At 75.5% G+C, this 12,938-nt stretch carries 11 protein-coding genes; 7 read left to right on the plus strand and 4 right to left on the minus strand.

The features are described 5' to 3' along the window. Positions 1 to 79: 79 nt before the first annotated feature. Entirely contained in the window at positions 80 to 991 is a 912-nt protein-coding gene (locus tag ACZ5WK_RS04730) for an acyl-CoA thioesterase (RefSeq protein WP_396319993.1), read from the minus strand. A 136-nt stretch (positions 992 to 1,127) separates the two neighbouring features. On the opposite strand from ACZ5WK_RS04730, the gene ACZ5WK_RS04735 reads away from it, so the two are divergent. The 3 genes from ACZ5WK_RS04735 to ACZ5WK_RS04745 all read left to right on the plus strand — a co-directional run bounded on the left by ACZ5WK_RS04735 (position 1,128) and on the right by ACZ5WK_RS04745 (position 6,337). Then, positions 1,128 to 2,531, plus strand: coding sequence for an SWIM zinc finger family protein (locus ACZ5WK_RS04735; RefSeq protein WP_465544921.1), 1,404 nt, complete (start codon positions 1,128 to 1,130; stop codon positions 2,529 to 2,531). Continuing rightward, positions 2,528 to 5,212 (plus strand): DUF7824 domain-containing protein, encoded by a 2,685-nt coding sequence (locus ACZ5WK_RS04740; RefSeq protein WP_465544923.1) that lies wholly within the window; start codon positions 2,528 to 2,530, stop codon positions 5,210 to 5,212. The genes ACZ5WK_RS04735 and ACZ5WK_RS04740 overlap by 4 nt, the downstream gene beginning before the upstream one ends. A gap of 162 nt (positions 5,213 to 5,374) precedes the next feature. Next, complete coding sequence (locus ACZ5WK_RS04745) at positions 5,375 to 6,337, plus strand: DUF389 domain-containing protein (protein WP_465544925.1); 963 nt, start codon at positions 5,375 to 5,377, stop codon at positions 6,335 to 6,337. Positions 6,338 to 6,535: 198 nt separating this feature from the next. Here the strand turns inward: ACZ5WK_RS04745 and ACZ5WK_RS04750 are convergent, their stop codons facing one another. The 3 genes from ACZ5WK_RS04750 to ACZ5WK_RS04760 all read right to left on the minus strand — a co-directional run bounded on the left by ACZ5WK_RS04750 (position 6,536) and on the right by ACZ5WK_RS04760 (position 9,163). After that, on the minus strand, positions 6,536 to 7,867 hold the full coding sequence (locus ACZ5WK_RS04750) for an MBL fold metallo-hydrolase (RefSeq protein WP_465545239.1): 1,332 nt from the start codon (positions 7,865 to 7,867) through the stop codon (positions 6,536 to 6,538). A 236-nt stretch (positions 7,868 to 8,103) separates the two neighbouring features. Beyond that, positions 8,104 to 8,556 carry a MaoC family dehydratase gene (locus tag ACZ5WK_RS04755; protein WP_465544927.1) on the minus strand — a complete coding sequence of 151 codons (453 nt, stop codon included), beginning with the start codon at positions 8,554 to 8,556 and terminating at the stop codon, positions 8,104 to 8,106. A 175-nt stretch (positions 8,557 to 8,731) separates the two neighbouring features. After that, a complete protein-coding gene (locus ACZ5WK_RS04760; RefSeq protein ID WP_465544929.1) occupies positions 8,732 to 9,163 on the minus strand; it encodes a pyridoxamine 5'-phosphate oxidase family protein in 432 nt (143 codons plus the stop codon). 375 nt (positions 9,164 to 9,538) lie between these two features. Here ACZ5WK_RS04760 and ACZ5WK_RS04765 point away from each other — a divergent pair, with 375 nt between their 5' ends. The 4 genes from ACZ5WK_RS04765 to ACZ5WK_RS04780 all read left to right on the plus strand — a co-directional run bounded on the left by ACZ5WK_RS04765 (position 9,539) and on the right by ACZ5WK_RS04780 (position 12,938). Then, positions 9,539 to 10,411 (plus strand): hypothetical protein, encoded by an 873-nt coding sequence (locus ACZ5WK_RS04765; protein WP_465544931.1) that lies wholly within the window; start codon positions 9,539 to 9,541, stop codon positions 10,409 to 10,411. A 200-nt stretch (positions 10,412 to 10,611) separates the two neighbouring features. Continuing rightward, complete coding sequence (locus tag ACZ5WK_RS04770; protein ID WP_465544933.1) at positions 10,612 to 11,172, plus strand: hypothetical protein; 561 nt, start codon at positions 10,612 to 10,614, stop codon at positions 11,170 to 11,172. Continuing rightward, positions 11,166 to 12,104 (plus strand): hypothetical protein, encoded by a 939-nt coding sequence (locus ACZ5WK_RS04775; protein ID WP_465544935.1) that lies wholly within the window; start codon positions 11,166 to 11,168, stop codon positions 12,102 to 12,104. Before ACZ5WK_RS04770 ends, ACZ5WK_RS04775 begins: the two co-directional genes overlap by 7 nt. A 105-nt stretch (positions 12,105 to 12,209) precedes the next feature. Beyond that, positions 12,210 to 12,938 (plus strand): SAF domain-containing protein, encoded by a 729-nt coding sequence (locus tag ACZ5WK_RS04780; RefSeq protein ID WP_465544937.1) that lies wholly within the window; start codon positions 12,210 to 12,212, stop codon positions 12,936 to 12,938.

A 12,938-nucleotide genomic window follows, 5' to 3' on the forward strand; every position in this document is an offset into this window, starting at 1 on the left:
CCGCCCAGGAGTATGACGCCGACCGGCCGCCTCTCGTCCGCCCGCCGTGCACCGGGGTGCAGGCGGGGGCGGCCGCCGGTCAGCGCAGCCGGGCCGAGCGGTCGCGGACCAGCGCCTCCTGCACCGCCGAGGCCACCAGCCGGCCGTCCCGGTCGTAGAACTCGCCGAACGACAGCCCGCGCCCGTCCGAGGAGGACGGGCTGCGCTGGGCGAACAGCAGCCACTCGTCGGCCCGGAACGGGCGGTGGAACCACATCGCGTGGTCCAGCGAGGCCAGGATCAGCCGCGGCGCCTCGGTGCGCTGGAAGAAGTTCGGCTGGATGTGCAGCCCGGCCGTCGAGGCCAGCGTGAGGTCCGAGAGGTAGGTGAGCGCGCAGACGTGCAGCAGCGGGTCGCCGTCGGGCAGCGGGGAGCCGGTGCGCAGCCAGACGAACTGCTGGGGCATGCCGGGCACGGCCGGGGGCACGCCGGGCGCGTCCGGCGGGACGAACCGCAGCTCCAGCGAGCCGAAGCCGCTCGTGCGGGTGAGTGCCGCGCGGTCCGCCTCGTCCCAGAGCGAGAGCGCGTCCGGCAGTTCCTCGGGCCCGGGCAGGGCGGGCATCTCGCGGTGACGGTCGGCGGAGGGCTCGGGCCGCTTGAAGGAGGCGGAGAGGGTGAAGATCGCGTCGCCGCCCTGGACCGCCGTCACCCGGCGGGTGGCGTACGACATGCCCTGGCGGACCCGGTCGACCTCGTAGCGGATCGGGCGGGTCGGGTCGCCGGCGAGCAGGAAGTAGCCGTGCAGGGAGTGCACCGGGCGGTCCGGCCCGACGGTCAGCCCGGCGGCGGTCAGCGCCTGCGCGGCCACCTGGCCGCCGAAGGCACGCATCGGGGCGCCGGCATGGCACCGGCCCCGGAACGTGTTCTCGTCCAGCCGCTCGATCCGCAGCAGCTCGGCGAACGGGCCGGCGGTATCGGTGGCCCGTCTTTCCTGTTCGGTCACGTCGGTCACCGGCCCATAGTGGCAGAAGCCAACGGTCCGGCGGTGTGACCTGGGTAACCCTTTCGGGTTAATCCCGGCCTAGAACCTGTTTCAGTACCAGGCGGCGGCCGACGCGTTGTCAGTACCCCCTCCTAGCGTGCTCGGCATGTCGCAAGCCGCACACGCGTACGCCTATCTGCGCCCGTCCGCCGTCCTCGACGGCTCCGACGGCCCGCGCCTCGCCCTGGAGACCTCCGGCGGCGCCACCCCGCTCGGGGCGGTCGCCAACCCGCGCTTCTTCGCGGGCTTCCTGGCCGACCCGGCACCGGCCGCCGCCGCGCTGCTCGCGGTCGCGGACGTCGCCGCCGCCCGCTACTACCAGCCGCAGCTGCGCGCCTCGCTCGACCCGGTGGTGACCGCCAACGGCGACCGGCTGCGGTTCGAGTCCTTCTCCGGCTGCTGCGGCGTCTACGCCCGGCTCGACGTCCTCGGGGCCGGGCTCGACGGCGACGAGATCGGCCACGGCACCACCAACGTCGACGTCAACAACCCGCTGCGCGAGGCGCTCACCCGGATCGCCCCGGGCGACCCGCTGCACCTCGCCGTCGGCCCGGACGCCCTGGAGGTCACCACCTTCGACGGGCCGGTCGTCGAGAAGAAGGTGCCGTTGCCCGAGCGCTGGCTGCGCGGTTTCGCCGAGACCCAGGTGACGGCCGCCGGCTTCGACCTGCGCGCCGAGCTGCCCGCCGCCGAGGCCGTCCGCTTCCTGCGCTCGCTGCCGCGCGGCGGCGGCCGGACCCGGGCCGCCGCAGGCTGGGTCGTCCCCGCCGGCCGGACGCTGCGCCCGACCACCCGGCCGGTGCCCGGTGCGGTCTGCCTGCCCGGCCCGGAGCGGCTGGCCGCCCTGCAGAGGGTGCTGAGGCACGCGCTGGCGCTGCGGGTCTACGGGCCGGTGGCGGGCGACGGCCCGGCCGCCTCGGCCTGGGAGGTGGTGCTGCCCGGCATGCGGCTCACCCTCACCCTGTCGCCCGACGCCTCGCGCGGCTTCTCCGGCGAGGGAGGGGTGCTGGGCGCACTGGCCACCGGCACCGCCGAGCAGGACGCCGAACTGGTCGCCGTCCTGCTGGCCTGGGAGCCGCGGGTCGAGGTCGCCGAGCTGGCCGAGCAGTCCGGCCTCACCCCGGCGCGGGTGCGGGCCGCGCTCACCCGGCTCGGCACCGCGGGGCAGATCGGCTACGACACCGCCGAGGCCGCGTACTTCCACCGGCAGCTGCCGTACGACGCCGGCCGCGCCGAGGCGCGGAACCCGCGGCTGCGGGCCGCCCACGCGCTGGTCGCGGCGGGCGCCGTCCGGCTGGAGGAGGGCGGCGCGCTCGCCACCGTCACGGTGGACGACCACCTCCAGCGGGTCCGGACGGACGCGGCGGGGGCGCTGAGCTGCACCTGCCTCTGGTGGGCCAAGTACCGGGGCGGGCGCGGGCCGTGCAAGCACGCGCTGGCGGTCGGGATGGTCCGGGAGAACGCGGCGAGTGCGGCGGACGCGACGAGCACGGTGGGAGCGGGCGCATGAATGGCGTCGAGCAGCTGGTGACGGCGGTCCGCGAGGGGCGGACGCCGCAGGTGCCGGCCCTGGTGGCGGGGCTCGGCCCGGCCGAGCGGCGGGCCTGTCTGCCAGCGTTCAAGGAGCTGCGCAAGAAGGTCCGGGGCGAGTGGTCGAAGGAGGCGATCGCGCAGGCCGGGGCGCTACTGGTGGCCGGCGCCGGCTGCCACGCCGGGCCGGCCGGGGCCGCGACCTGGATCGGCGGGCGGGACTTCGCCGGCCGCTCCTTCGCCCGCCACCCGGCACTCGCCCAGGTGGTCGGCGCGCAACCGGTCGAGTGGCAGGTCGAGGTGGCCACCCGGCTGGCGGCGCGCCGCGGGCCGGGCTGGAACTGGGACCTCTACCCGCTGATCGAGGACGTGGTCCGGCGGACGGGCTGCCCGGTGCCCGACACGGAGGCCTTCACCGCCGAGTGGCTGGAGCAGCTCGCGAGGGGCGACGACAACCGCGGCTGGGGCCGGACGCTGCTGGAGCGCCTGCGCGAGGACGACTTCACGCCGGTGCTGGCGCCCCGGGTGTTCGAGCTCGCGGACATCGGCTGGCGGCTCGAACACCGGTTCACCGAGCGGCCCGGGGACTGCTGGCCGGAGGCGGTCGCCGCGCTGGCGGCCGCTGGTGAGCTGGACCGGGCCGAGCTGCTCGACCGGTGCCTCGCCCGGCTGGTGCGCGGTGGCAAGCCGGCCGACCAGCGGGCCTTCCTCGCCGTCCTGGCCGCCCTCGCGCCCACCCCGGAGGAGTACACCGCCCGGCTGCGCAGCCTGGTCGCCCTGCTGGACGGGCTCTCCGTGGTGGCCGGCCACGCCCAGCAGACGCTGGCCGGGCTGGACGCGGCCGGGCTGGTCGGGCCGGAGGTGCTGACGGAGGCCTCGGCGGTGGTGCTGTTCCGGACGGAGAAGAAGCTCGTCCGTGCGCAGCTGGGCTGGCTCGACAAGGCGGCCCGGCGCTCGCCCGAGCGGGCCGGCCCGGCGGTGCTGGCGGCGGCCGAGGCCTTCGGGCACTCCGACAGCGCCCTCCAGGAGCGGGCGCTCAACGTGGTGGCCCGTCACCTCGGGGCGGCCGGTGAGGCGGTGCTTCCGGAGCTGCGGTTCGCCGCCGAGGCGCTCAACCCGGCCCACCACGCGCGCGCCGGCGAGTTGCTGGGCGCGCCGCTCGGCGGCGACGACCCGGACACCGGGTGGAGCGAGCTGCTCCCGCCCGTCCCGCAGCCGAGGCCGCTGGGGGAGCCGCTCGCCACCCCGGAGGAGGTCGCCGAGGAGCTGTCCGTGCTGATGCTCTCCGGCCGGGTGGACGTCGCCGTCTTCGAACGCACCTTGGACGGCCTGGTCCGGCATGCCCACCGCGACCGCACGGCGCTCGCCGAGGCGCTGGAGCCGGTCCTGAGGGTGCACCAGTGGAGCGGCGTCGGCCGGTGGCAGGACTGCGGGCCCGGCGACGTCCTGTACGTCGCGGCCGCCGTCGCCGGGCAGACCCCGCCTCACCGGCTCCGGGACTTCCTCGGCGGCGGGGGCAGATCGCCGCTGCGCGGTCAGGCCGGCACCGTCCACGGTCATGTGCTCGCCGCCCGGCTGGAGGAGGCGGCCTGGCAGGTGACCGCGACCCGGCCGCCGTTCCTGCTCGCCACCCCGACCGACGCCACCGGCGCGCTGGACGCGGCCGTGCTGGTCTCGCGGCTGGCCGGCTACGAATCGGGGGGAGTGACGCCCGGCCAGGTCGACCTCCAGGCGGCCCTGCTGCGGCTCACCCCGACCACCGACGAGGCGGTGCTCGCCGCGGCCGGGCGGCTCGCCTCGCCGGCCGGGCGCTGGGCGGCGCAGTGGCTGCGCGAGGGCGGCCTGCCCGGTCAGTCCTCGGAGCGGGTGGTCTTCGAACCCGGCCGGGGGGCGAAGAGCGTCCGGCCGTACTGGGAGCGTTGGTGGGAGGGGCTCAAGCGGGTCTCCGTGGCCCAGCCCGGTTTCGGCGCCGGACCGAAGGGCCCGGCCGGGCAGCGCCTGGACGCGAGGTTCCGGGCCCTGTTCGACGGCACCGAGCCCAGCGTGGCGCGGGCCCGGAAGCAGGACGAGTGGCTCTGGCAGCCCACCGTGCACTGGGTCGCCATGCTCCCGCACCACCGCGAGGAACAGGCCGCCCGCTGGCTGGACTGGTTCGCCGACTCCGCCGACCGGGAACGGCGGGGCGCGGCCGCCCTGCTGCCGGTCCTCGCCGAGGCCGGCGGCCCGGCCGGCCTCGCCCTCCACCTCGCCGTCGCCTACGGCCTGGGCGCGCGCTCCCCCGAGGACCGTACGGCCGCGGTCGACGCCCTGCTGGTCCTCGCCGCCCGCGGCGATCTCGACGGCGCCCTGCTCGGCCGCGAACTCGGCGAGCTGGTGGCCCGTGGCACCGTCAAGCCGAACCGCCTCGCCGCGGCCGTCACCGCCGCCGCCGACACCGGTGCCTACGCCACCGTCTGGTCCGTCCTCGCCCCCGCCCTCCCGGTGCTCCTGGCCGGCGAGCCCGCCCGCGGCACCACCGACCTCCTCGCCGTGGCCACGGACGCCGCCCGCCGCTGTGCGGCCCGCGGCCCGATACCCGAGGTGGCCGCAGTGGCGGCGCGGGCGGGGTCGGGCCGCCTGGTGAAGGAGGCACGCTCGCTGCGCGACCTGCTCGCCGGCTGACGGACCGGCCGGGTGCGGGACCGGCCGGGTCCGAGGTGGGCCCCGGTGCCGGGCCCGGCGGACCCGGCACCCAGCCGGTTCACCGGGCCGGGCGGCCCGTCCGCGTGACGGGGCCGTCTAGGGTGAGCGGGGTCATCAGCCGTCGCACCGTCCGGAGCACCCGTGCTGCACCTGCGCCTCATCGTGCCCACCGACCTCCGGGACACCGTGTTGACCTGCCTGGACGGCTCGGTCGGCGTGACCCATGTGGTGCTGCTGCCGGATGCCGCCGTCCGGCCCGCCGGGGACGTGGTGCTCTGTGACGTGGCGCGGGAGTCGGCGGACGAGGTGCTGGGGGCGCTGCGGGAGACCGGGCTGACCGAGCGCGGGGCGATCGACGTCGAGGAGATCGAGCTGACCCTCTCGGCCGCCGCCGACGAGGCCGAGCGCCTCGCGCCCGGGGAGGGCGCCGACGCACTGGTCTGGGAGGCGGTCTCCGAGATCACCCACGAGGAGTCCACCCTCACCGGGGTCTACCTGGCCTTCCTCACCGTCGCGACGATGCTGGCCGCCTGCGGTGCGGTGCTGGACAGCGCGGTCCTGGTCGTCGGCGCGATGGCGGTGGGCCCGGAGTTCGGGCCGCTGGCCGGTCTCTGCGTCGCGGTGGTCCAGCGCCGGCCGCGGCCGGCGCTGCGTTCGCTGAACGCGCTGGTGGCCGGGTTCGCGGTGGCGATGGCGCTGACGGTCTGCTTCACGCTGCTGATGGACGGCCTGGGGCTGTTCAGCCAGGGGCAGTTCGACGGGGCCCGGCCGAACACGTCGTTCATCTGGCAGCCGGACGCGACCTCGTTCGTGGTGGCCTTCCTCGCGGGGATCGCCGGGCTGCTCTCGCTGACCTCCTCGAAGGCCGGGATGCTGGTCGGCGTCGCGATCTCGGTGACCACCGTGCCGGCCGCCGCCAACGCGGCGGTCGCGCTCGGGTACGGCGACTTCCGGCAGTTCTGGGGCTCCAGTCTGCAGCTGGTGCTGAACATGCTGGGCATCGTGGTGGCCGGGGTGCTGACGCTGCTGGTCCAGCAGGGCGCCTGGCGGCGGATCCGCCGCCGGGCGAAGGGGGAGCCGGCGGCCCGGGGGACGGCCGGCTGAGGGACGCACCGTCCGCGGGCAGCACGGAGGGTGAGCGCGGGGAGGGTGAGTGCGGGAAGGACGAGCGCCGGAGCGGCGGACGCGGGAAGGACGAGCGCGGGAGCGGCGACGCGGGGAGGATGAGCGCCGGAGCGGCGGACGGGCGGAGGGGGCCGGAGTTCGCGTGGACTCCTGCCCCTCCCGATGCGCCGGGCCGCGTCAGACGGTGACCCCGTCGTCCTCGGCCGCCGCCTTGGGCCGGGTCGCGGGCGCGGCCGCCGCCGCACCGCCTGCCGCCGGGTCGCCCGCCGCCCCCGCCGGCGTGGTGCCCGCCGCCATCCCTGCCGGCGCAGCGCCAGCCGGCGCGCCGCTCGCCTCCGCTCCGGCCGCCGGGGCGAGGCCGTCCGGGACGACCAGCGTCGCGTCGTCCTGCGGCAGCGCCGCGACCGCCCGCCACCAGAGCCGCAGCGCGGGCGGATCGGCCGGTTCGAAGGGCTTGCCGGGACGGGGTACCGCCAGGCGCGCGCCGAGCGCCTGGGCCGCGGCGACCACCCGCTCGGCGGGCTCCTCCCACGGGTGCGGCGCCAGGTTGAAGGTGCACCAGTGGATCGGCAGCAACAGCTCGCCGCCGAGGTCGAGGTGGGCCCGGACGCCCTCCTCCGGGGTCATGTGGACCTCGGGCCAGAAGTCGCAGTACGCGCCGACCTGCATCATCGTGGCGTCGAACGGACCGAGCCGGCGGCCGATCTCGGCGAACCCGGGGAAGTAGCCGGTGTCGCCGCTGTGGAAGACCCGGTGCCCGCCGCCGGCCACCACCCAGGACGCCCAGAGGAAGAGCGCGCTGGTGCGCGGGCCGCGGCTGCAGTAGTGCCGGGCCGGCGTGGCGGTCAGGGTGAGCCCGGCGACCTCGGCCGACTCCCACCAGTCCAGCTCGACGAGCCGGTCGGCGGGAACGCCCCAGTGCTCCAGATGGGCGCCGACGCCGAGCGGGACGGCGAAGACCGCGCCGGTGCCGATGAGGGCGCGGATGGTGGCCATGTCGAGGTGGTCGTAGTGGTCGTGCGAGACCACCACGACGTCGACCGGGCCGAGTTCGGAGAGTGGGAGCGGCACCGGGTGGAGCCGTTTGGGGCCCGTCCAGCCGAAGGGGGAGCAGCGCTCGCCCCAGACCGGGTCGAACAGCACCCGGCGGCCGTCGATCTCGGCCAGTACGGTGGCGTGGCCGAGCCAGGTGAGCCGCAGGCCGGAGGCGGGCGGTGCGGCGAGGTCGACCGGGATTAGCCGGTGCAGCGGCACGGCGGCGGTGGGCATCCGGCGGGTCTTGTCGGCCGCCAGCTGGGCGCGGGTGATCTCCAGCGGGGTGCGCTCGTAGACGAGCCGGCGGGTGGGCAGCGGGTTGCGGAAGGCGCCGTCGGCGAACTGCGGCGAGCGGTGGATTCGGGAGAGCCGCTCGCCCCGGGGCTCGGCGCCGAAGGCGTCCGTCCGGACCCGGTGCCAGGCCGCGCGGGGAAGTCCGGAGAGCGCCGGCGGGCTGGAGAACTGCGAGGTCAGACCGGCTACGCGGGAGTACCACGGGGCAGGGCGGGGCACGGCACCTCCAAGGACGGCTACGGCTACCGGGCATGCCGGGGCGCGTACCCACGGCAGCAGGGCCGATGCAGTACGACAACCATCTCGTCGGAGGTTACTCGCAGTGGGCCGCCCGGACCCGGTGGGCGGCCCCGTGCGTGCCGTTCGGCGTACAGAACGGGGGAGTGGCGAGGGCGCGGCCGGGCGCGACCGGCCGGCTAGGCGTAGAAGCGGGTGATCGTCTCCGCGACGCAGTGCGGCTTGGCGCTCTCCGCGCTGGTGATGGTGAACCGGACCACGGCCTGGACGCCGCCGGGCACCTCGGTGGCCGAGACGAGCTCGGCGGTGGCCCGGATCGCCGTGCCGACCGGCACCGGCGCCGGGAAGCGCACCTTCTCCGAGCCGTAGTTGAGCGCCATCCGCACGCCCTCGACGCCGTAGCACTCCTTGGCCAGCACCGGGATCATCGACAGCGTGAGATAGCCGTGCGCGATCGTCGAGCCGAACTGGCTCTCCTTGGCCCGCTCGGGGTCGACGTGGATCCACTGGTGGTCACCGGTGGCCTCGGCGAACAGGTTGATCCGCTCCTGGTCGACGGTGTGCCACTGGCTGGTGCCCAGTTCGGTGCCGACGGCCGCGGTGAGGTCGGCGAGGGAGGCGAAGGTCGTCACGGAACGCTCCTGGTGGCAGGTGGGGGTGCGGACTCCGGCAGAGTATGCCTACTCGCCGGTCACCTGTCAGGGGTCGGCCGGAAAACGATCAGGGCCGGAAAAGGATCAGGGCCGGAAGCGATCGGGGCCGGAAGGGACCAGGACTGCCAAGGGCCCGGCCGTGGCCGTGCAGGCGTCAGGAGCGCTGTGCCGTCCGGCCGGCGGGCAGCAGCTGACGGCCGCTGACCAGCTCCGGCACCAGGGCGACGAACAACGGCTCAGGGTCGCCGGTCCAGGGCCACAGCCCGGAACGCAGCGCCTGCCGCACCTGCTCGGGCTCGCGCACCACGTCCGCCCGGCCGTGCACCAGCACGCTCCACCCGGTCCGGGTGACCGGGTCCAAGCGGTCGGCCTGGAACGCGACGACGGTGCCGTCAAGCCCGCGCGCGGTGGTGCTGCCCCGGCGTACGGCCAGCAGCAGGCGCCCGTCCGCGGTGACCTCGAAGGAGACCGGCAGGACGGCCGGCAGCGCGTGCTCGGTGTACACCACGCGCCCGACGGGCACGGTGCTGAGCAGCCGCAGGCACTCGGCCTCGCTCAGGGGCTCCACACGCTCGTCACGGTCCATGCCTCCGATCGTCCTCTTGCCGGACTGCGGGCCGATAGGGCCCATGGTCCCGGAGCGGGTGGGCCCGGAGCCCCGTCGCCGGGCCCGCGGGGCGGTAGCTTGTCCGCGGCGGTGCGGAACGTGCCGGGGGCACGGGCGCCCCGCCGCGAGTACGACACGAACGGCTGTCCGACGGGAACGGCTGTCCGACCCGTGCGGCCGCGCGAGAGGTGTGGCCGTACGACAGAAAGCGCCGTACGGCCGGGAACGGCCGTACGGCAGGAGCCGCGGGCCGGGGCGGCCGCGGGAACGGCAGGACCGGACGCACGGCCGGACGGAGCGTGCGGTGGTGCGGCGGGCGGCCCCGGGTAGGGCGGGGCCGGCGAGGAGGGGGCGGTGCGGGTGGTCAGTGGGATCGATCTCGTGGTGATCGGGGCGGACGGCGGTCCGGACCGCGGCTTCGGCGGGTCCGCGCTCGCCGCGGCCGGGGCCCGGCTGCTCGCCGACGTGCTGCCCGGGATGTGCTTCGACGCCGGCGCGGTCGGCTGCCGGGTCGCCGTGGTGGACCCGGGGGCGGACGCCAACACCATGCTCACCGCGGTGCGCGAGGCGGCCGCCCGGCCCGGCCGGTGGCTGCTGGTCTGCCTGGTGGGCCAGCTGGTCGCCGATCCGCGCGGCCGGCGGCTGGCCCTGGTCACCGGCGGCTCCACCGCCGACAACGCCTACCGGCGCGGGCTGGCCTGGGACTGGGTGGTCAGCGCGATGGTCCACGGCGACCAGGAGGAGGCGCTGCTGCTGGTCGACGCCGTCGCCGACCGGGACACCTGGGCCGCGCTCGAACGCGGCGGGGGCGAGGACGGTGCGGGCGAACTGCTCAGCTACCCGCGGGTGCCGCTCTGGGGCCGGGTCGGCCGTTACACCGCCGGTAGACGGGGCCGGGACGCCGTCCTGCCCGGGGGCGACGGATCGTTCAGCCGTGCCCTCACCACCGTGCTCCAGCAGGGGCTCCCCGGTGCGCCCGCCGTCGTCGCCCCGCTCGACCTCCAACCGGCCGTCGCCGCGCTGCTCGACGGCGGCGGTCCCGGGACCGGCACCGCCCCGAGCGGTGGCATACCGGGCGCACGCCTGCTCGTACCGCCGCAGGGCGGGCGCCTGTTGATGCGAAATCGGGCCGCGGTTCGGGGCGCATTGGCCGGATTGTCGCTTTCCGAAGAACTGTTGGCCGTTCTGTGGCGGGAAAGTGCCCCGACGGATCCGCCTTCCGCGTAAGGTCAGGGGCCCGGGGTGTTGCCGTGAAGGGGTGGGTTGGCGAAGAATCGATGCCCTCGCAGCAACACCGGCGGGACGGCGGAATTCTTCTGGCGACCACGGACCACGGACGGGGTCGGTCGCGATGAGGTGGGGCGATGCGGCGGCGCGGAAATGTGTTGCGCCCTGGGGCGGTTGGGGTCGCCGGGCTGGTTCTGGCGATGCTGCTGAGCTCCTGTGCGGCCAGTGGTGACGCCGGTTCCGTCGATCGTCTCGGGTCGGGTGCGCCCACTGTTGCGGGAGTGAACCCGGTAACTCCTTCGGGTGGTTCCGCAAACATCGGGATCGCGCCGACCGACGGGCCCGAAGGGGCCCAGGGGCGGCTGGCGTTGAGCACCTATCAGGACTGGTGGCAAGCTCAGACGGAGGAGTTCGGCCGTACCGATTCGGACGGGTCCCGGCTGCAGACGTACTCCTCCGGGACGGCGCTGCGCGACTCGCTCGTCAATCTCCGTCAGCTGCGCGACGCCAAACTGGTGATGATCGGAAGTCCGAGGAATTCCCCGGTGGTGAAGACCGTCGACCTGAAGTCGGATCCCCAGACCGCCGTGATCGAGGACTGCCTCGATGTGACGGGCTGGCACCAGGCCGACGCCACCACGCACGCGGTAAAGGATCCACAACAGCGGCTGACGCGGTACCTCGCGACCGTTTCCCTGCGGAAGTTCCAAACGCGTTGGCTGATCAACGAGTTCAAGCGGGAGGTGAACCGATCGTGCTGAAACTCGAACGGCGAATCGTGATCCGCGCGCTGTTGTCCGCCGGATTACTGATGGCCCCGGCGGCGCCCGCGATGGCGGACGAACCACCGGCCGGTGATGTCACGCACTGCGCGGTGAACGTCATCTGCGAGGGGACCAAGACGCCGGGGAGCACGCCGACCCCGGCCGGCGGCAACGGCGGGACGGGCGACGGGGGCTCCGGCGGTCCGCAGCTCTGCCGCTGGAACGGCGAGGACTGGCCCTGCCGGGACCCGGAGCTGGGCTGGTTCAGCAGCGCGACCGGCTGCTACTACCGGACGGTCACCCCGCAGCCTCCGGCCGACGACCCGGTCTGGGCCGGGCACAAGCCCACCGAGGGCACCGTCTACGCCGAGACCTGCCGCTTCACCGACGGCAGCATGGGCACGACGGCGCCGAAGTTCTTCGCCCAGGCGCCCGCCGAGCCGCCGTTCGACCCGGTGGCGGAGGCCGAGAAGCTCATGTTCGAGCAGATCGCCCTGCCGTTCCCCGAGCCGGGCATCGCCCCCGAGGGCACGGCCGTGGTCGGCGTGCCGGTCTGGCTCTGGCTGACCAACGCCAAGGCGCCGGCGCCGAAGTGGGTGAGCAACGGCATCGTCACCGTCACGGTCACCCCCCGGCTGGAGTCGGTGGTCTGGGACCTCGGCGACGGAGCGAAGGAGACCTGTGACAAGGAGGGCGCGGCCGGCACCCCGTACGACCCGACGTACGGCGCCGCCAAGTCGCCCACCTGCGGCCACGTGTTCTCGACCGGCTCGGCCACGAAGGCCGACGGCACCTTCGCCGGGACGGTCACGGCCAACTGGGTGGGCGAGGTGACCGTCACCGGCAGCAACCAGAAGGTCGCCCCGATCAAGGTGCCGCTCTCCGCCAACCTCGCCATGCGGGTGGCCGAGGTGCAGGTCCTCAACTGAGCCCGGCGGCAGGGCCGCAACACAGCAACGTGCCAGAACGACGTGGGAGGGGCCGGAACCCGGTGGAGAACCGTACAGACAGCGACGCCGGGGGTGTCCGTGGTGGTGCCTGAGCAGGGACCGGCCACGCCGCACACCCCGGGGCGCACGCTCCGGGCCCGGCGGCGGCGGCCGGCGGTGCTGGCGATGGCGGTGGCACTGATAGCCGCCGGCGGGCTCGGCGGCGCGGCGCTCTACAACAGCACCGGGCAGCGGGTCGCCGTGCTGGCGCTCGCCCATGACGTGCCGTACGGGCAGGTGCTGACCGAAGCGGACCTGGTGGAGGCGCGGATCGCGAGCGACCCGGTGCTCAAGCCGGTGTCGGCCAAGGACCGCAAGGACGCGGTCGGGATGCGGGCCACCACCGACCTCAAGCGCGGCTCGCTGCTGCTGAAGGCGGACCTCGCCCAGGCGCTGGCCGTGCAGCCGGGCCAGCTGATCGTGGGCGTCTCGGCCAAGCGCACCCAGCTGCCGGCGACCAGGCTCCAGCCCGGCCTGCCGATCGTCGTGGTCTACACGCCGGACACCGGCCGGCCGGACTCGCTGGCCGCGGTGGTCGTCACCGTCGGCCGGGTGGACACGGACGGCAGCCAGGTGGTGGACGTGGCGGTGCCGGCGGCGGATGCCTCCCGGCTGGCCTCCTGGGTGGCCAGCGGGCGGATCCAGGTGGTGCTGTCGCCACGCGGAGCGGCCGGCGTCACGCCCCCGGCGGCTCCCGCGCCCTCGGGCACGGCGGCGCCCTCCGGGGCCGCGACCGGCGCCGCGTCGGCGTCGCCCGGGGCGGGTGGGGCCTGA

The organism is Kitasatospora sp. NPDC032757 (genome assembly GCF_055579305.1).

Coding starts and splice junctions, on each gene's coding strand:
- ACZ5WK_RS04735 (WP_465544921.1), top strand. CDS start 1,128: ATGTCGCAAGCCGCACACGCGTACGCCTATCTGCGCCCGTCCGCCGTC.
- ACZ5WK_RS04740 (WP_465544923.1), top strand. CDS start 2,528: ATGAATGGCGTCGAGCAGCTGGTGACGGCGGTCCGCGAGGGGCGGACG.
- ACZ5WK_RS04760 (WP_465544929.1), bottom strand. CDS start 9,163: ATGGACCGTGACGAGCGTGTGGAGCCCCTGAGCGAGGCCGAGTGCCTG.
- ACZ5WK_RS04770 (WP_465544933.1), top strand. CDS start 10,612: ATGCTGCTGAGCTCCTGTGCGGCCAGTGGTGACGCCGGTTCCGTCGAT.